Raw genomic sequence first — 17,279 nt, forward strand, 5'->3', positions numbered from 1 at the left:
GCTACCCGACGGGTGCGACAGCCGCGCCCGTCTCCTCAGCGGGGGCAGCGTCAGCCGGAGCGGCAGGCGTTTCCGCGACAGGCGCGGGAGTGGACTCGGCCACCGGCGCCGGCGTCTCGGCGACGGGAGCGGCCTCGGCGGGAGCCGGGGCGGGCGTCTCGGCGACGGGCGCCGGAGTGGTCTCGGCCGGAGCCTCGGCGACGGGAGCCGGAGCGGGCGCTTCGGCGGCCGGCGCGGTCTCGGCGGGCGCCGGCGCGGGCGTCTCGGCGGCCGGCGCGGTCTCGGCGGGAGCCGGGGCGGGCGTCTCGGCGGCCGGCGCGGTCTCGGCGGGAGCCGGCGCGGGCGCTTCGGCGGCCGGCGCGGTCTCGGCGGGAGCCGGCGCGGGCGCTTCGGCGGCCGGCGCGGTCTCGGCGGGAGCCGGCGCGGGCGCTTCGGCGGCCGGCGCGGTCTCGGCGGGAGCCGGCGCGGGCGCTTCGGCGGCCGGCGCGGCCTCGGCGGCCGGGGCGGGCGCGGGCGTCTCGGCGGCCGGCGCGGTCTCGGCGGGCGCCTCGGCGGCCGGGGCCGGCGCGGGCGTCTCAGCGGCTGCGGCCGGCGTCGCGGCGGGGGCGGTCTCGGCCGGAGCCGCGGCGGCGTCGGTCGTGGCCGGGGCGGCTTGGCCGGCCGACCCGTCCGTCGATGCGCCGTTCGCCGGCGTCGTCGCGGCGTCCGTCGCCGGCGCGACCTCGCCCGTGGCAGCGGCAGCCGCGGCGGCGTCCGTCGTGACCGGAGCGACCTCGCCCGTCGTGGCCGGCGCGACCGCAGCCGTCGCCGTCGCGTCCGCCGCGGCGTTGTAGGCCGCGGCCAGCGTCGCCTCGGTCTCGGCCGAGGAGGCCGGCGTGGCCTCGCCCCAGGCGGCGGCGCTGCCGGTCGACTCCGTGGCGAGCTTGCCGGTCTTCGGGGCGGCGCCCGCGATCGTCTTGGCGCCGGTCAGGTAGCTGTCCGGGTTGACGGTCTTGCCGTTCTCACGGACCTCGAAGTGGAGGTGCGGGCCGGTGCAGGAGCCGGTGCAGCCGACCTTGCCGATGACGTCGCCGACATGGACGTACGTGCCGACCTTGGTGTTGATCTGCGAGAGGTGGGCGTAGCAGGTGGAGACGCCGCCCTCGTGCTCGATGCACACGAGGTTGCCGTAGCCGGACCCGTCCATGCCGGCCTTGGTGACCGTGCCGCACTGGGCGGCGCGGACGGCGGTGCCGGTCGGCGCGGCGATGTCCTTGCCCGCATGGGCGTGCGAGCCGCGGTTCTCCCCGTAGACGCCGGTCGTCGTGCCGGAGACGGGCGAGGCGATCTTGCCCGCGCCGCAGCCGCCGCCCGTCTGCGCCGGGGCCGGCGCCGGGGCGGTCTCCTCGGCCGGAGCCTGGACCGTCTGGTCGGTCACCGACTGCGGCTTGGTGATGGCGTTGCGGTTCTTCTCGGCGACGTCGCTGCGCTTCGACGACGGCTTCTGCTTCGTCCGCGGCTTGGTCGTCGTCGGCGCCGGGCCGTCCACGCCGCCGGTCGATCCCCGCGGGGTGGAGGTCTTGTCGTTCACCGTGACGGTCGTCTTGCCGTCCTTGCCGACGTACGACACCGACGACTGGAACATCTTCGTCCAGGTCTTCGCGTCCACGGCGCCGGTCGCGGGCAGGCCGTTCGCCTGCTGCCAGCGCTTGACGCCGCCCTGCGTGATCGGGCCGAAGATGCCGTCGTTGTCGACGCCGACGACCTTCTGGACGGCGGCGACGGCCTCGCCCGTGTCGCCGTAGTCGACCAGCGCGCCCGACGGCAGCGAGATCGCGGAACCACCCGCGCCGCCGCCGGCCGTCTTCGTGGACACGGCGGAACCACTGCCCACCGACGCCACCGCCGCGAACGGCGCGGCGACCGGACCGGCCGCCATCGAGGCGGTCACGGCCACCGCCGCGCTCTTGCGGCGCATCGCGTGCTTGCGCGCGGCCTCGGTGATCTCACGCCGATGGACCGACTGGCGCAGCGAGCGCTGCCACAGATCCGCGTCGCTCAGATCGCGGTTACGGGCAACTTCATACGGGAACGACAACTCGTGAGCCGACAACTCTCACTCCTTAGGGCCTCGTGCCTACGGGGTTAGCTGTCGGGCTCGCGCAAAGGCCTGCGCTACGCCGCCAACCAGGCGGCGATTCGCCCCAAAGTCGGCCTGACCATGGCCGTTTGGGTCCCCCGTTCCGCCCACCTCGGAAGGCGAGCGGACTCGGCGTTGCTGAATTTCAGGCCGGAAGCCTACACGACGGGCGAGCGGACTTCTGTAAACCTGAGCTATTCGGCCGGGATCGTCACATTTCGGCCGGAGGACTTCGCGGCCGAGAGCGCATCCTGGGCGCGGAGCATCAGCAGCTCAGCCGGCTCCTCGCCGTCCCAGCGCGCCACGCCGGCCGATGCGGTCTGCCCACGCGGCGTCGCGCCGCGCACGCGGTCGAGCACCTCGACGGCCTCGGCGAGCCCGCAGCCCGGCAGGACCAGCGCGAACTCGACGCCGTCCAGCCGCGCCAGCACGTCCACCTCGCGGAGCTCGCCGCGCCAGAACGCCGCGGTCTCCTTGACGAGCCGGTCGCCCTCGCCCTCGCCGCGCATCATGTTGAACGCGGCCATGTGGTCGAGGTCGAGGATGGCGACGGACACGGGCGTGTCGGCACGGCGGGCGCGCGCCAGCTCGCGCGGCAGCTCCTCGTCGAAGACGCGCTTGGTGACGAGCCCGGTCAGCGAGTCGGTCAGCGCCAGCGCCTCGACACGGGCGCGCAGGCCCGCGTGCTCGATCGCGATCGCCGCCTGCGCGGCCACGAGCTTGAGCATCCCGCCCGACGCCTCGGGCAGCTTCTCCAGCGCACGCTGCCAGATGACGATCAGCACGCCGGCGACCTCGCCGTCGCGCAAGACCGGCTCGAACACGGCCGAGCGCGCGGAGGTGGCCTCCACGAGCGGCGCGGCCAGCGCCGGGTGGTTGCGCGCGTCGGCGACGAAGTACGCCTCCTTGGCGGTGAACGCCTTGCCGCCGCCCGACCCGTCGCCACGCGGCTGGATCGTCACGGGCTGGACGTTCGCGCCGGCCATCGCGGTGGAGGCGAAGTCGCGTCCCGAGGGCTCGAGCAGGAACGCGACCGGCGCGTCCATGACCTCGCAGGCCGCCTCGCAGATCGACTGGCGGGCGTCATCACCCGCCGCGAGCGCCTTGGCCACCCGGCCGATCGCTCCCATTCCCCTGGCCTGATCTCGAAGCATGTCGTTGAACCTGCGCAAATCTCGTGCGTTGGACTCTCGTTCGAGCTCGCCCGCCAATACGCGGGCGAGCATCACGAACAGCTGCTCGTCGGCAGCGGTGAAGGCGTTGCGGCGCCGCGAGACCGCGGCGAGGGACCCGACCTTGGTGCCGTCGGAGAGCTCGAGGGGCACGCCCAGGTAGGACCGGGCGCCCGTGCGCTGGCGCATCGCGAGCTTCTTGTAGACGTCGACGTCCCCGAGCTCGCCGACCAGGCGCGGGCCGCGGCCCTCCGCCATGTGCGAGCAGAACGCGTCGCCGAGGGGTAGCGCCTGATTCGAGCGTAGGCCGTAGTCTGCGCCACGGCGCACGTCCACGATCCGGTGGATGAACTGACCCCGGTCGAGGTGGGCCATGAAGACCGCGGAATCCGGGACGTGACGCTCCAGCAGGTCCAGCACCGACCGCGTCGCGTCGGCGAACGAGCGATAGGTCGTCGAGGTCGCTTCAGCCGCAGCCTGAATCGCAGTCACATCCACGTCCGACATCATCGTCAAAGATCCGAGATCTCTAAAGCCGGTCATCCGTCCAATGAAACTCGCCACGTTCAATCCTCCAGGCACATCCGAGACGCTCGCGGGAGAGGTTCGCGGCGACCGGATCGTGACCTTCACGACCGGCAAGACCGTCCTCGAGCTGCTCGCCGACGGTGACCGGACCCCCGCGACGGGCACCGAGCACGCCCTCGCGGACGTCACGCTGCTCGAGCCGATCCTGCGCCCGCCGGCGATCTTCTGCATCGGCCGCAACTACGCCGCGCACATCGCGGAGCTGGGCAACGAGCGACCCGAGAAGCCGATCGTCTTCCTCAAGCTGCCGCTGTCGAGCGCGCCCCCGAGCGGTCCCGTCGTCACCCCGAGCGCCAGCCACGCCCTCGACTACGAGGCCGAGCTCGTCCTCGTGATCGGTGCCGACCACGAGATCGCGGGCTACGCGGTCGCCGACGACGTCTCCGCGCGCGACCTCCAGCGCAGCGAGAAGCAGTGGACGCGCGCCAAGGGCTTCGACACGTCCTGCCCGTGGGGTCCGTGGATCACGACCGCGGACGAGCTGACCGACCCGATCGGCCTGCGGATCACCACGCACGTCAACGGCGAGCTGCGCCAGGACGGCAACACGCGCGACCTGATCTTCAACCCGCGCGAGCTCGTCGACTTCATCGGCGAGGCGTGCACGCTCGAGCCGGGGGCGATCGTCCTGACGGGCACGCCGAGCGGCGTCGGCGAGGCGTTCGATCCGCCCCGCTACCTGCAGCCCGGCGACACCGTCAGGTGCGAGATCGAGCAGCTAGGCGCGATCGAGCACCGCATCGCCTAGCTAGTGCGTGTGGATCACGCGGTCGATCAGGCCGTACTCGGCGGCCTGATCGGCGGTGAAGAAGCGGTCCCGCTCCATGTCCCGGTGCACCTGCTCCTCGGACTGGCCCGTGTGCTTCGCGTAGATCTCGTCGGTGCGCTTGCGCGTCTTGATGATCTCGCGCGCGTGGATCTCGATGTCCGTCGACTGGCCCTCGAAGCCGGCCGACGGCTGGTGGATCAGGATGCGCGAGTTCGGCAGCGCGAAGCGCTTGCCCTTGGCGCCGCCCGTCAGCAGCAGCGAGCCCATCGACATCGCGATCCCGACGCACATCGTCGCCACGTCGGGCTTGATGAAGTTCATCGTGTCGTAGATCGCCAGGCCCGCGTAGATCGACCCGCCGGGCGAGTTGATGTACAGCGAGATGTCCTTGTCGGGGTCCTGGGACTCCAAGTGGAGCATCTGCGCGACGATCAGGTTGGCGATCTGGTCGTCGACGGGCTGGCCGAGGAAGATGATCCGCTCGTTCAGCAGGCGCGAGAAGATGTCGAACTCGCGCTCGCCGCGGGCGGTGCGCTCGATGACCATGGGGACGAGAGGCATTACGTCCCCACGATAGACGTCTAGGCGACCGTGGCGCGTGGCGGCCGGAGCCGCACGAGCAGGCGCTCGATCCGCCGCGCCAGTTTGCGCGGGTTCTGCCGCAGCGCGGCGGCCACGTCGGCGGGCTCGGTGCGGTCCACGAGCATCGCCAGCAGCGCGAGGTCCTCCGGCTCCACGCGGTGGGCGACGGCGTCCAGCTGGGCGCGGTCCAGCGCCGGCAGCGCGGTGCCGCCCCGGCCGACCGCACGCAGGGCCGCGTACAGCAGCTCGGCGTCCGCGTGCTTGGAGACCAGCCCGTCCGCGCCCGCGACGCGCGCGGTGACGTTGAGCGCCGGGTCGTCGACGCCGGCGTAGAGCACGACGCGCGGAGCGTGCTCGAGGGCGCGCAGGCGGCGCGTGAGCGCGAGTTCGCCGGCATCGAGGAGGACGACGTCCGGGCGCTGGCGCTCGACCAGCTCCAGGCCGTCCTTCGCTCCCACGGCCACACCGACCGGAACCAGGCCCGGCTCGGTGCGCAGCATCATCGCGAGACCGGCGCGAACGGCCGGCTGCGGATCGATGACCACGATGCGCGTCATGGCGGGGAGCATTTCTGAGTGCCCTGAACTCAGGCTAAAGGGAAACTCGGAGCTTCGTGATCCGCAGCCCTTCGAGATCCTCCACGCGGAGGGCGACGCCGTCGACGTCGACCACGTCCCCAGGCCGAGGACGGCGCCCGAGCGCGTCGAACGCGAGCCCCGCGAGGGTCCGCGGACCCTCCTGCGGCAATTGCGTTCCTACGGTCTCATTGAAGTCATCGATGGTCATCGACCCGGCCACCTCGACCGTCTTGTCGTCGATCCAGTCGAGCGCGTTGTTCGGGAGGTCGAACTCGTTCTCGATCTCGCCGACGATCTCCTCGAGCACGTCGTGCACGGTCACGATCCCGGCGGTGCCGCCGTACTCGTCGACCACGACCGCCATCTGCTGGCGCCCCTCGCGCAGCTCGCGCAGGAGCGCGCCCAGGTCCTTGGTCACGGGCACGATCGGCGGCTGGCGTGCGAGCGCGCCCACCAGCTCCCCGCGGGAGGCGACCAGGTCGCGGAAGTGGACGACGCCGACCAGGTGGTCCAGCGTCTCCCGGCCGACCGGATAGCGCGCGTGCCCGTGCTCGACGAGCGTCGCCAGCGCCTCCTCCCCGGTCAGCGACGCCTCGAGCCAGACGACGTCGGGCTCGGGCACCATCACGTCCCGCACCTCGCGGGCGGCGAAGTCGAAGACGTTGTGCAGCAGCTCCTCCTGCGCGCGCGGGATCACGCCCTGGCCCTCGGCCTCGTCCACCAGCGCCCGCAGCTCCTCGGGGGAGGAGATCGAGTCGCCGGCCATCACCTCGGTGATCCCGAAGGGCCGCAGCAGCACGCCCGCCGAGCCCTGCAGGACCCACACGACGGGCCGCAGGACCTTCGCGAGCAGCTCCACGGGCCGTGACACCAGGGACGCGAGCAGCTCCGCCTTCTCCAGCGTCAGCGCCTTCGGCACCAGCTCGCCGAGCACCACGCTCAGGTAGGTGACGAGCGCGAAGGCGATCAGGAACGCCAGCCACGAAGGCACACCGTCGCCGAGCACGTTCCGGATCGCCGTCTCGCCGACGATGCCGCTGAGCACGCCGATGGCCGTGATCCCGACCTGCACGGTGGAGATCACCCGCACCGGATCCTCCATCAGGCGCAGCGCCGCCTCGGCGCCGCGACCACCGCGTGCGCGCAGCGCTCCACGGCGCGCCGTGACGATCGAGTACTCGCCGATGACGAAGAAGGCGTTGCCGGCGATCAGCGCCAGCAAGGCGAGCATGCGAAGGAGATCGGCCACGTCGAAGGGGTACCCAGGCTAACGTTCAACCCCGGGTGTTCGAGCTCAACCTGCCGAACGTCCTGACCCTGCTCCGGATCCTGCTCGTCCCCGTGCTCGTCGCGGCGCTCGTGCAGGAGGGGGGAGGGCTGGACGGAGTCGCCGCCGCGGTGTTCATCTTCGCGTCGTTCACGGACGCCCTGGACGGCTGGATCGCGCGCCGTCAAAAGTCGGTGACGACGTTCGGGAAGCTGATGGACCCGCTCGCCGACAAGCTGCTCGTCACCGCCGCGCTCGTGAGCCTCGTCTCGCTCGACCGCGTGTCGGCCTGGGTGGCGATGGTGATCATCGCCCGTGAGTTCGCGGTCACCGGCCTGCGCCAGCTCGCGATGGAGCACGGCGAGGTCATCCCCGCGAACCTGTGGGGGAAGATCAAGACGGCCTTCCAGGTCGCGATGGTGCTGGTGCTGATCCTCGTCGAGGGCTCGCCGCTGTGGGTCGACACGCTCGTGTGGGTGACGACGATCATCACCGTGATCAGCGGCGCGGACTACTTCTTCGGCTTCAGGTCACTCGTGCACGCCCGCCAGGCCCGTCGCGCTCCCAGCTGACCTCCTCCTCCTTCCACGGCACGCCGTCGAGCCGCAGCGGGCCGACGTCCGCGAGCCCGGCGCCGGCCACGTCGCGGAAGAACGTGTCCAGCCAGGCGCACGCGCCGGTCGGCGCCCACACGCTCCACACGCGCGCGTAACGGTCGGCCCAGCCGAGCCGGCCGAGCACGTGCAGCACCCAGGAGGTCTCGACGTCGCTGCGCAGCGTCAGCGCGTCGACCGCCTGCGCGAGCCCCAGCCGCTCGCGCTCGCCGTAGTCCTCGAGCAGGAACGGGAGCGTGGCGGTCCAGCTGATGGTCGGCGCGTCGCGGAAGTAGCCGTCGTGCAGGAAGCGCGCCGCGACGGGCACCGCGAGCGACGGGCCGCCGAGCGATCGGACCATGCCCCAGTGCCAGACGGCCTGGTCCAGGCGGGGCGGCACCGCGGAGAAGCCGCCGCGCGCCACGACCGCGTCCAGCGCCGCCTCGCGCGCGGCGAACAGGGACACCTGGTGGTGCTCGCCGAGCTCGATCGCGGGCGTGTACGGGTCGCCGGCACCGTCCCAGCGCGCCAGCTTGTCCTCCACGCCGCCGGCGGAACGCATCCAGCGCAGGTCCCGCAGCTTGAGCGCGAGCGGACCGGGGCCGTCCACGTAGAGGGCGAACCAGCGCGCGGCGTACATCTCCGCGAGCGCGCGCGAGTCGGTGGTCAGGCGCGGCGCGTGAGCGGCGAGCCAGCGCGCGAACGGCCGCTCCTCGAGGTTCCCGACCGCGCGGCCGCCGCGCAGCGGCACGCGCAGCCCACGGGCCGTCGGCGCGCCGTGCACCTGCACGCGGCCGCTGCCGTCATAGGACCAGTCCGCGCACAGGACGTCGCCGCGGACGCCCCGGCGCTCGGTCATCCGGCACGCGTCGGTGAGCGCGTAGACGGTCTCCGTGAAGTCCGGGTCCCAGCGGTGCGTCAGGACCCGCGGGGTGACCTCCACGCCGTCGACGGAGACGCGTACGCGCGCCTGCGGGAACCCGGGCACGAGGCCCGGGTCGATCGCATAGCCGGGCCCGACGACGTCAGTGCGCGCCGTCGAGCCACTCACGGAGCGACACGTGATGGGCCGAGTGGTCGCCCGTCGCGATCTCGCTGCGGATCCCGCCGAGCAGCCCGAAGCGCTCGGCCTGCACGTTGTGCTGGTGGATGGTCTCGAGGTTCTCCTGGCGCGCGGAGACGAAGTGGCGGTCGGAGAGGTCGCCGAAGCGGTCGACGACGCCCTTGATCATCTCGCGCACGCAGTCCTCGACGAAGCGCGGGCGGCGATGGGCCTTCTCGACCACGGCGCCCTCGTCGGTGCGCTTCATCAGCTCGTAGATCTCCGAGGACATCGAGTCCTCGACGATCTGGACGAGCTCGGTCGCGTCGATGTCGGTCTGGCAGTCCTCGGGGCAGCCGATGTGGAGCGTGCCGAGGCCGCGCTGGTTGTGCGTGGCCACGGGGACGGCCTCGAAGATGCGGCGGATCTCGTCCTCGGAGAAGCCGTCCTCGACGAGGCGCTCGTGCGAGCGCGCCTGCACGAGTATCTGGGCGCACGGGCACGCGGTCATGCCCTGGGCGCGGACGCCGATCAGCCGGCGCGTGCCGGCCTCGCTGGCGACGGCGGCGCCGAGGAGCGAGTAGATCTCCTGCGTCTTGATGCCGGAGACGGGGGCGGACTTGTGCTCCGGGTAGCGGGCCTCGATGTGGACCTCGGCGCGGCGCGCGCCCTGGCGGTCACGCACCTGCTCGGCGATGTGCGCGGCCAGCGTCTCGGCGCGGAACGCCGACTCGCCGAGCACGACCTCGCCGATCGCGTCGTTGACCACTTCCTCGAACCGGCTCATGTGGGCGCCCTTCTGGCGCGGGCCGAGGTCGACGAAGCAGTCGAGGCGGGCGGAGAACAGCTGCTCGGAGCCGTTCGCACGGATGCGGATGACCTTCTCGACGTTGGTCACGCCCACCCGCGAGAGCGACAACGACAGCGAGGGAACGGTGCTCTGGACGTCCTCGAAGGGCAGAGTCATGACAACCAAGCCTAGGGGACGGGGGGAACCTGGACGAATGGACCAAGGTTTTCCCAAAGACAGACCACGTATCCCGTGCTACAAAGCCGGAAGGCACACACGAGTTCCCTCCGTTCACGGGGGCCAAACCAAAAACTCGACGCCCGCTGCGACGACTTGTCGCAAAACAGACGGATAGGCACGGATGGGAGCGACTCCGGGGGCGGGGCTCGCTCAAGTTACGTCCCGAAGGATTTGAGGGTTGGGCACCAAGACCGAAGCACTGTTGGCGGATGAGGCCTCGATCACGGAGATCGACGAGCTGAAGCCGCTCATCGCCGAAGGCCAGGATCGGGGGACCCTGACCGTCGAGCAGATCGCCACCTCGCTGGAAGAGGTGGAGGTCACCAAGGAGCAGATCGCGGAGCTTCACGCGTACCTGCTGGACCAGGGGATCGAGATCGTCACGGCCGAAGGCAAGCCGGTGACCAACTCGGAGCCCGAGGCGCGTTCGGCGAAGGACTCGCCTGACGCCAAGAAGCCGGAGATCGACCTGACGGTCGAGCCCAGCCTGGATTCGCTGCGGCTCTACCTGCGCTCGATCGGCAAGGTGCAGCTGCTCACGGCCGACCGCGAGGTCGAGCTGGCGCGGCGCATCGAGCGCGGCGACCTCGTCGCCAAGCAGGAGATGGTCGAGGCCAACCTGCGCCTCGTCGTCTCGATCGCCAAGGGTTACCTCGGCCGCGGCCTGTCGTTCCTGGACCTGATCCAGGAGGGCTCGCTCGGCCTCATCCGCGCGGTGGAGAAGTTCGACTACCGGCGCGGGTACAAGTTCTCGACCTACGCCACCTGGTGGATCCGCCAGGCCGTCACGCGCGCGATCGCGGACAAGGGCCGGACGATCCGCATCCCGGTCCACATGGTCGAGAAGCTCAACAAGGTGGTGCACGTCGAGCGCCAGCTCGTCCAGCAGCTCGGTCGCGAGCCGCTGCCCGAGGAGATCGCCGCCGAGCTGGAGTGCTCGGTGCGCGAGGTGCGCGACATCCTGCGCATGGCGCAGCAGCCGGTGTCCCTCGAGAAGCCGATCGGCGAGGAAGAGGAGTCCGAGCTGGGCGACTTCGTCGAGGACGAGGCCGCCGAGTCCCCCTTCGAGGTCGCCTCGGAGAACCTCCGCAAGGAGAACGTGCGGCGGGCGCTGGACGCGCTGCCGCAGCGTGAACGCGAGGTCATCGAGATGCGCTTCGGCCTCACCGGCGCGCGTCCGTACACGCTGGAGGAGGTCGGGCGGGCGTTCAACGTCACGCGCGAGCGCATCCGCCAGATCGAGAACCACACGCTCAAGAAGTTGGAGTCGCTGCCCGAGGCGCAGCGCCTCCGCGACGCAACCTAGGACGCCAATCGCGCGCGGATCTCGTTCCAGAGATCCGCGTACGCGAGCGCCGCGCGGCTGCGCGGAGCGAAGTCCACGAGCGCCGCGCGCTCCGCGCCCATCCGCTCGACGTCGGCACTCGTCGGGATCACGGTCTCGAGCACGTCGTGCTCGCGGCCCAGCTCCTCCATCAGCTCCCGGTGCAGCTTCTTGCGCCGGTCGGCCATCGAGAAGAACCCGAGCACCTTCGGCCCGCCGCTGAGCACCTCGTGCAGCTGGTCGAGCGTCCGGCTCGAGAGCGTGGCGGGGATGATCGGCACGAGCAGCGCGTCGGCGGCCTCGAAGACGTTCTCGGAGACGAGGCTGATGCTCGGCGGGCAGTCCAGGAAGACGTACTCGTACTCGCCCAGGGGCTTGATCACCCGGTTCAGGCGGTTGGTCTTCGCGCCGTCCAGCGCCAGGTCCATGTGCCGGTAGGAGAAGTCGGCCGGCAGCAGGTCCAGGCCGTCCGTGTCGGTCCCCTTGATCTGGCCGTCCACGTCGGTCTTGCCGCGCACGAGCTTGGCGCCGCCGCCCTTGATCTTGGGCTTGACGCGGAACAGGTACGTGCTCGCGCCCTGCGGATCCAGGTCCCAGAGCAGCGTCTGCGCGCCATCGTGCGCCGCGAGCGTGGCCAGGTTGACCGCCGCGGACGTCTTGCCGACGCCGCCCTTGATGTTGTACGTGGCCAGAACGCGGCTCATCCGAAGTGCTCCTTGACGATGGCGCGCTGAGCTTTGGACGCGAACGCCTCGAAGCGCTCGGCGAACTCGGCGCGGGCGGCGAGCTCCTCCTGCATGAAGCGCTCGACGAGCACGCCCATGGCCATGACGGTGTGCGGGGAGTCCTGCAGCGCGGGCGCGAGCTCGCGCAGCGCGTTGGCCTGCACCTCGCGGTCCTGGAACCGGCCGAGCTGGTCCTGCAGGCCCTTCAACGTCTTCACGAACGGCTTGACGACCTCGGTCGGGTAGAGGCTGGCGAAGAACTCGAGCAGGTAGCGCAGCTCCTTGCCGACCTTGCGCAGCTCGTGCAGGTCCTCGGCGGGCGAGTCGTCGTCGATCGCCGACCCCAGCTTGACCATCTTCCGGTAGACCTGCGTGATCCGGTGCGAGGCGAGGCTTCCCACGGTGCGGTCGGACGGCCGGCGGTCGGTGACGAACCGCTCCCAGTCGCTCAGGGCGCCCGCGGTGCGCTCGGCTCGCAGCGCGCGCCGCGTGGCGGTCAACGCGCGGGCGCGACGGCGCTCGATCACGGTGCGCAGCGGCTCGAGGTCGGCCTGCATCTTCTCGGGCAGCGACGCCTTGAGGTCGTCGAAGTCGAGCAGGTAGACGTCCAGGTCGCGCAGGTCGCCGGTGACGCCCTGGATGCGCTTGAACTCGTCGCGGAAGTGCTGCAGCCGCTCCGGGTAGACGGTCTTGAACTGGCGCTGCAGGCTGCGCGTGCGGCGGACGGCGACGCGCAGGTCGTGCAGGAACTCGGAGTCGACGTCGTCCAGCGTGCCCGGGAAGTTGTCGCGGATGACCTCGACGAGGCGGGTGAACACGCGCGCGGCGGCGACGTTCGCGGGCTCGTCGGGGTCCAGCGCGAGGCTGAGCTTGGCGCTCGTCCCGGCCGGCTGCCCGCCCGCGGCGGCGATCGCCTCGTCGACGAGCGGGACCGTGGCCTCGGGGAGCGCGAGCTTCTCGACCAGCGTCGTCTGCACGCGCTCGAGGGCCGACTCATAGCCGCGGATCGCGGTCGCGGTCACCCGTCCGCGCGTGCCGTCGTCGGTGACGCTGAGCGTGAGCCGGGCGACGGTCTTCGTGTCCTCGTTGAGCAGCGCGAGCGGCAGCTCGTGGGTGCGCAGCCGGGCGACCGGCAACAGCGCGCGCATCTCGATCTCGGGCGCGAGCCACTTCGCCAACGCCGCCGGCAGGTCGCGGTCGAACAGCCGCTTCGGCGCGGCGCCGACCGTGGCGGACGCCACCTCGTCGCCCGTCTCGCGGACGCTCAGGGCGAGCGCCGTGCCCGTGTGCTGGAGCGTGAGCCCCGCCCCGTGGAGGCGACCGTCGAAGGTGTCGTAGAACGTCGTCGTGCGGCGCGTCGCCCGGCCAGCGCGCAGCGGCAGGTGGTCGGTCAGCGCGGAACGGGCCGACGAGAGGTCGGCCCCTTCCGGTAACACGTGCGTTACAACCGGCATCCGCGACGAGTGTCGCAGACCGAGCGTTAACAATTGGCTCTGCAAGGCGAGATTCGCCCCGCAGAGGATCCTGACTGGGTCAGGCGCGCGCCCGCGGATCGACGAGCACGTCGTCGACGCGGACCACCGACCCGGGCTTGGCGTCCTTCACGTGCAGGCGGATGGCGACGAGGCGCCAACCGCCGCCCTTCTTGAGGCCGTGCAGCGGCTCGAGCTTGATCCGGTCGGTCAGCTCCCAGCGGCCCTGGTACTTGGCCTTTAGGTCCTTGGCCTTGCGGACGTTCTTGTCGGCGAGGCCGGGGTAGAGCACCTCCACGCGCACCTCGGCCTCGGCCTTCTCGGTGGCCTGGGCGAGCAGGAAGCGGAAGTGCGGATAGCGCTCGTCCACGCAGAACGTCGGGCTGGTCGCGGTCGAGCCGACCGGGAGGTCGAGCGCCGAGTCGCTGTTCCCGGTCACGGTCCGGTCGCCGGGCGTGGCGACGACCGAGGCACCGCCCTCGAGCTGCCAGCCGGCGGCGCCGGTCTCGAACGTCCCGCCGGGAGCGGGGGCGTAGAAGTCGTCGTCCTTGAACGCCGACAGCAGCGGCGAGGTGTCCGGATCGGCGCAGCTCTCGGCCGAGGCGGCCGTCCACGAGGGCGCGATCTGGTCCGTCGTGTACTCGTCGTCGGCAAGGGCCGGCGACGCGGTGCAAGCGAGCGCGGCGCCGGTGACGGCCGCGCACTTCAGCAGGGTCTTCATGTGGTCCTTTGCGTTCCTCCGCCGGGCTCCGTCCCGGCCTCTGCCCTCAGTCATCGGCACGCACCGCCGGCGAAACGGCCGACTGGACGTCTGTTGGTGTCTCAAGGGCGCGGCGCAGCGGCCGAATCACTGGCCCATGGGCCTTGACCCGAATCTGGCCGAGCAGGAGCGCATCCTCGACGAGCTGCGCCTGCGTGAAGGCGGGCTCGCCCGGCGCGAGGCGCGGGTCGAGCGGGTCTTCGGCGGCGCGTTCGCGGCGCTCGCGCTCGCGCTCGCGGCGAGCGGTGACCTCACGGGCGTGTCCGTGCTGGCGGTCGCCGGTGCGGTGCTGGCCTTCGTCGTGGCGGCCAGGGTCGAGTTCGACATCTCGGGCGGGTTCGCGGTGCCGACCCAGCTCGCCTTCGTGCCGCTGCTGTTCGTGGCCCCGGCGACCCACGTCCCGCTGCTGGTCGGCGTGGCGTGGGTCCTCGTCCGCGTGCCCGACCTGATGCGCGGCCGCGCCTCGCTCTCGCGCCTGTGGGTCACGTTCGGCAACGGCTGGTTCTCGCTCGGTCCCGCGCTCGTGCTGATCGCCGCCGGCGCGGACGACGCGCGCGTCGCCGCTCCGGCCGTGCTGATCGCGGCGCTCGCGGGCCAGTTCGTGATCGACGTCATCGCCTCGGCGCTGCGCGAGGCGGCGCTGCGCGGCCCGAACCTGCTCGAGCAGATCCGCGAGCTGCGCCTCGTCGTGGCCATCGACGCGGCGCTCGCGCCGATCGGGCTGATCGTGGGCCTGTCGGCGGCGGCGCATCCATGGGCGCCGGTCGCGCTCGTGCCCCTGCTCGGCGTGCTGGCGGTGTTCGCGCGGGAGCGGCGGGAGCGCCTGCGCTCGCTGGCGGAGCTGTCGAACGCGTACCGCGGCACGGCCTACGTCCTCGGGGACGTGGTCGAGGCCGACGACGCCTACACCGGCGAGCACTGCCGCGGCGTCGTGCAGCTCGCCATGGAGGTCGGGGACCGGCTCGGCCTCTCACCGGAGCGGCTGCGCAACCTCGAGTTCGGCGCGTTGCTGCACGACGTGGGCAAGATCGCGATCCCGAAGGAGATCATCAACAAGCCGGGCAGCCTGGATCCGCACGAGTGGCAGGTCATCAAGACCCACACGACCGAAGGGCAGGCCATGCTCGACCGCGTCGGCGGGTTCATGAGCGACGTCGGTCGGATCGTCCGGAGCCACCACGAGCGCTGGGACGGCGGCGGCTATCCCGACGGCCTGGCCGGCGAGGCGATCCCGGTCGAGGCCCGCATCATCGCGGCCTGCGACAGCTGGAACGCGATGACCACCGACCGCTCGTACCGGAAGTCGCTGCCGTTCGCGATCGCGCGCCAGGAGCTCGTCGCGTGCGCGGGGAGCCAGTTCGACCCGACCGTCGTCGAGGCGATGCTGGCGCTCGTGCAACCGGGCGACGCCGAGCCGGCGGCCACCGAGCAGCTCTCGGTGGCCTAGGCCCAGCCGTGCAGCGGCGCGCGGCCGCGCTTGCCCGCGTCCGTGAAGACCTCCAGCGCCCGGCAGCACGCCGCCGCCTTCTGCGCGAGCGGCAGCGGCACCTTCATCGCCTTCGCCAGCTCACGCGTGGTGAACGGCGCTTCGAGCGCGGGCAGCAGCTTGGCGACGTCCGCGCCGCCGGTCAGCTCGACCCGGTCGAGGACGTCGCGCAGCCGGCGCTGGCCGGGGTCGCGCATGTAGCGCCGACCGCGCACCGGGGCGGGCGCGCGCACGTGGTCCTCCCGGCACAGGAGCACCTCGATCGTCAGGTTCGGGTGGCTGAGCAACGTGGGGAAGGAGACCAGGCCTTCGAAGATCGTCGCCGGGCCGGGCTTCTTGGGCGACGGCCGGGTCGAGAGCACCTCGCCCTGCTCGTCGACGCGGATGATCCGGCGCTCGGTCGGGACGGGATGCACGATCCGGACGCGGTGGCGGTCCAGCAGCGCGTCGAGCTTTGATCGGAGCGGGGAGAAACCCCCGGTCTGGATCTCGACCAGCTCGCCGTCGGAACGGACCAGGTCGATCACGTATCCGTCGACCTTGACCTCGAACGCGTCCCCAGGCGCGGCGAGCAGCGCCTTCAGGTCGCGGTGGAGGGGGCCTTCGCGCAGGACGCCGATCACGGCGCACAGCTTCGCGCAAATTGTTCCTTGACCTTTTGCCATGCTCCGTGCATACTGCCGCCCACGGTTTCCGAAACCGTTTTTGGAGATGGAGGAGAGAGTCACAATCCGCGAGCTCGCGCGGCGGTCCGGCGTGTCTGTCGGCACCGTCAGTCGAGCCCTCAACGGCTACGCCGACGTGCGTCCCGAGACGCGCGAGCGCATTATGCGCCTCGCGTCGGAGCTCGACTACACGCCCGCCGCCGCGGCCCGCTCGCTGGTCACCCAGCGCTCGCACGTGATCGGCGTGTTCATGGAGACCGGCGAAGGTCACCCGGACCTCCAGCACCCGTTCTTCCACGAGGTCCTCGGCGGGCTCAAGCAGCGCGTCGGCCGCGAGGGGTTCGACCTGCTGCTGTTCGCGTCCGAGCGGCCCGGCGGCGGCTACGGCCCGCACTCCTACCTCAAGCGCGCGCGTCACCACAACGTCGACGGCTGCGCGCTGATCGGCCTCGATCCGGACGACTCCGAGGTGCGCCGGCTCGTGCGTGGGGAGATCCCCTGCGTCGCGATCGACATGCAGCTCGAGGGTCCGCGCACCGAGGTCGTGATGAGCGACAACGAGGCCGGCGCGGCCGCCGCCGTCCGCCACCTGCACGACCTCGGCCACCGCCGGATCGCCACCATCACCGGCATGATCGACTCGCGGCCGGGCGTGGACCGCCTGCGCGGCTACCGCGAGGCGATCCAGTCGCTCGGGCTCGCCTACCGCGACGAGTACGTCCGCTACGGCGACTTCTACGCGGAGTCCGGGCGCGCCGAGACGGCCAAGCTGCTCGCGCTCGACGAGCCGCCCACCGCGATCTTCGCCGCCGCCGACCTGATGGCCATCGGCGCCGTCCGGGCCGCGGCCGAGGCGGGCCTCCGGGTACCCGAGGACCTGTCGGTCGTCGGCTTCGACGACATCCAGCTCGCCCCCCACGTCAACCCGCCCCTCACCACGTTGCGCCAGGACAAGCTCGGCCTGGGCGCGGCGGCCGGCGACGCCCTCGTGGCGCGCATCGCCGGCGACCCGGAGCGTCCGCCGTTGCGGACGCTCCCCGTAGAGCTCGTCGTACGCGGTTCGACCGCGACTCCGTAGGAGGTCTCAAACCGCTCTCTGGCCGCCAG

General features: G+C 71.7%; 16 protein-coding genes and 1 riboswitch. Of the genes, 5 read left to right on the top strand and 11 right to left on the bottom strand.

Annotated elements, in window-relative coordinates; all coding sequences use genetic code 11:
- Nucleotide 1: 1 nt before the first annotated feature.
- Nucleotides 2–2,092, bottom strand: a complete 2,091-nt coding sequence (locus tag C8N24_RS15070) for a peptidoglycan DD-metalloendopeptidase family protein (protein ID WP_147447814.1) — start codon at nucleotides 2,090–2,092, stop codon at nucleotides 2–4.
- A 4-nt stretch (nucleotides 2,093–2,096) separates the two neighbouring features.
- A riboswitch (cyclic di-AMP (ydaO/yuaA leader) is annotated at nucleotides 2,097–2,264 on the bottom strand.
- A gap of 49 nt (nucleotides 2,265–2,313) precedes the next feature.
- Nucleotides 2,314–3,789 carry a sensor domain-containing diguanylate cyclase gene (locus C8N24_RS15075; protein ID WP_170179113.1) on the bottom strand — a complete coding sequence of 492 codons (1,476 nt, stop codon included), beginning with the start codon at nucleotides 3,787–3,789 and terminating at the stop codon, nucleotides 2,314–2,316.
- 52 nt (nucleotides 3,790–3,841) lie between these two features.
- Between C8N24_RS15075 and C8N24_RS15080 the strand changes: the two genes are divergently transcribed.
- On the top strand, nucleotides 3,842–4,627 hold the full coding sequence (locus tag C8N24_RS15080; RefSeq protein ID WP_121251059.1) for a fumarylacetoacetate hydrolase family protein: 786 nt from the start codon (nucleotides 3,842–3,844) through the stop codon (nucleotides 4,625–4,627).
- Here C8N24_RS15080 and C8N24_RS15085 read toward each other — a convergent pair whose 3' ends face one another.
- Genes C8N24_RS15085 through C8N24_RS15095 form a run of 3 tightly spaced genes read right to left on the bottom strand, consistent with a single transcriptional unit; the run spans nucleotide 4,628 to nucleotide 7,057 of the window.
- On the bottom strand, nucleotides 4,628–5,209 hold the full coding sequence (locus tag C8N24_RS15085; protein ID WP_121251061.1) for an ATP-dependent Clp protease proteolytic subunit: 582 nt from the start codon (nucleotides 5,207–5,209) through the stop codon (nucleotides 4,628–4,630).
- Nucleotides 5,210–5,229: 20 nt separating this feature from the next.
- Complete coding sequence (locus C8N24_RS15090) at nucleotides 5,230–5,787, bottom strand: response regulator (protein ID WP_170179114.1); 558 nt, start codon at nucleotides 5,785–5,787, stop codon at nucleotides 5,230–5,232.
- Nucleotides 5,788–5,821: 34 nt separating this feature from the next.
- Complete coding sequence (locus C8N24_RS15095; RefSeq protein WP_147447815.1) at nucleotides 5,822–7,057, bottom strand: hemolysin family protein; 1,236 nt, start codon at nucleotides 7,055–7,057, stop codon at nucleotides 5,822–5,824.
- A gap of 35 nt (nucleotides 7,058–7,092) precedes the next feature.
- On the opposite strand from C8N24_RS15095, the gene pgsA reads away from it, so the two are divergent.
- Nucleotides 7,093–7,647: a CDP-diacylglycerol--glycerol-3-phosphate 3-phosphatidyltransferase gene (gene pgsA, locus C8N24_RS15100; RefSeq protein ID WP_121251067.1), complete on the top strand. Its 555-nt coding sequence runs from the start codon at nucleotides 7,093–7,095 to the stop codon at nucleotides 7,645–7,647.
- Here the strand turns inward: pgsA and C8N24_RS15105 are convergent.
- On the bottom strand, nucleotides 7,601–8,719 hold the full coding sequence (locus C8N24_RS15105) for a hypothetical protein (RefSeq protein ID WP_121251069.1): 1,119 nt from the start codon (nucleotides 8,717–8,719) through the stop codon (nucleotides 7,601–7,603). The genes pgsA and C8N24_RS15105 overlap by 47 nt on opposite strands.
- Entirely contained in the window at nucleotides 8,694–9,677 is a 984-nt protein-coding gene (mptA, locus tag C8N24_RS15110) for a GTP cyclohydrolase MptA (protein WP_121251071.1), read from the bottom strand. Before mptA ends, C8N24_RS15105 begins: the two co-directional genes overlap by 26 nt.
- A gap of 241 nt (nucleotides 9,678–9,918) precedes the next feature.
- Between mptA and C8N24_RS15115 the strand changes: the two genes are divergently transcribed.
- Nucleotides 9,919–11,046: a sigma-70 family RNA polymerase sigma factor gene (locus C8N24_RS15115; RefSeq protein ID WP_211339977.1), complete on the top strand. Its 1,128-nt coding sequence runs from the start codon at nucleotides 9,919–9,921 to the stop codon at nucleotides 11,044–11,046.
- On the opposite strand, the gene C8N24_RS15120 is transcribed toward C8N24_RS15115, so the two are convergent.
- The 3 genes from C8N24_RS15120 to C8N24_RS15130 form a co-directional block, all read right to left on the bottom strand.
- Nucleotides 11,043–11,768 (bottom strand): ParA family protein, encoded by a 726-nt coding sequence (locus C8N24_RS15120; protein WP_121251073.1) that lies wholly within the window; start codon nucleotides 11,766–11,768, stop codon nucleotides 11,043–11,045. The two genes, C8N24_RS15115 and C8N24_RS15120, sit on opposite strands and share 4 nt — an antisense overlap.
- Nucleotides 11,765–13,243: a CYTH and CHAD domain-containing protein gene (locus C8N24_RS15125; RefSeq protein ID WP_147447816.1), complete on the bottom strand. Its 1,479-nt coding sequence runs from the start codon at nucleotides 13,241–13,243 to the stop codon at nucleotides 11,765–11,767. The genes C8N24_RS15120 and C8N24_RS15125 overlap by 4 nt, the downstream gene beginning before the upstream one ends.
- Nucleotides 13,244–13,322: 79 nt before the next feature.
- On the bottom strand, nucleotides 13,323–13,982 hold the full coding sequence (locus C8N24_RS15130; protein WP_121251077.1) for a hypothetical protein: 660 nt from the start codon (nucleotides 13,980–13,982) through the stop codon (nucleotides 13,323–13,325).
- A gap of 136 nt (nucleotides 13,983–14,118) precedes the next feature.
- Here C8N24_RS15130 and C8N24_RS15135 point away from each other — a divergent pair, with 136 nt between their 5' ends.
- The gene (locus C8N24_RS15135) at nucleotides 14,119–15,468 is read left to right on the top strand and encodes an HD-GYP domain-containing protein (RefSeq protein ID WP_121251079.1); all 1,350 of its coding nucleotides are present in this window, start codon (nucleotides 14,119–14,121) and stop codon (nucleotides 15,466–15,468) included.
- On the opposite strand, the gene C8N24_RS15140 is transcribed toward C8N24_RS15135, so the two are convergent.
- Nucleotides 15,465–16,172 (bottom strand): DUF8091 domain-containing protein, encoded by a 708-nt coding sequence (locus tag C8N24_RS15140; protein ID WP_147447817.1) that lies wholly within the window; start codon nucleotides 16,170–16,172, stop codon nucleotides 15,465–15,467. The two genes, C8N24_RS15135 and C8N24_RS15140, sit on opposite strands and share 4 nt — an antisense overlap.
- A 46-nt stretch (nucleotides 16,173–16,218) precedes the next feature.
- On the opposite strand from C8N24_RS15140, the gene C8N24_RS15145 reads away from it, so the two are divergent.
- Nucleotides 16,219–17,250 carry a LacI family DNA-binding transcriptional regulator gene (locus C8N24_RS15145; RefSeq protein WP_170179115.1) on the top strand — a complete coding sequence of 344 codons (1,032 nt, stop codon included), beginning with the start codon at nucleotides 16,219–16,221 and terminating at the stop codon, nucleotides 17,248–17,250.
- The last annotated feature ends 29 nt before the right edge of the window (nucleotides 17,251–17,279 follow it).

The organism is Solirubrobacter pauli, from assembly GCF_003633755.1.
Lineage (GTDB): Bacteria > Actinomycetota > Thermoleophilia > Solirubrobacterales > Solirubrobacteraceae > Solirubrobacter > Solirubrobacter pauli.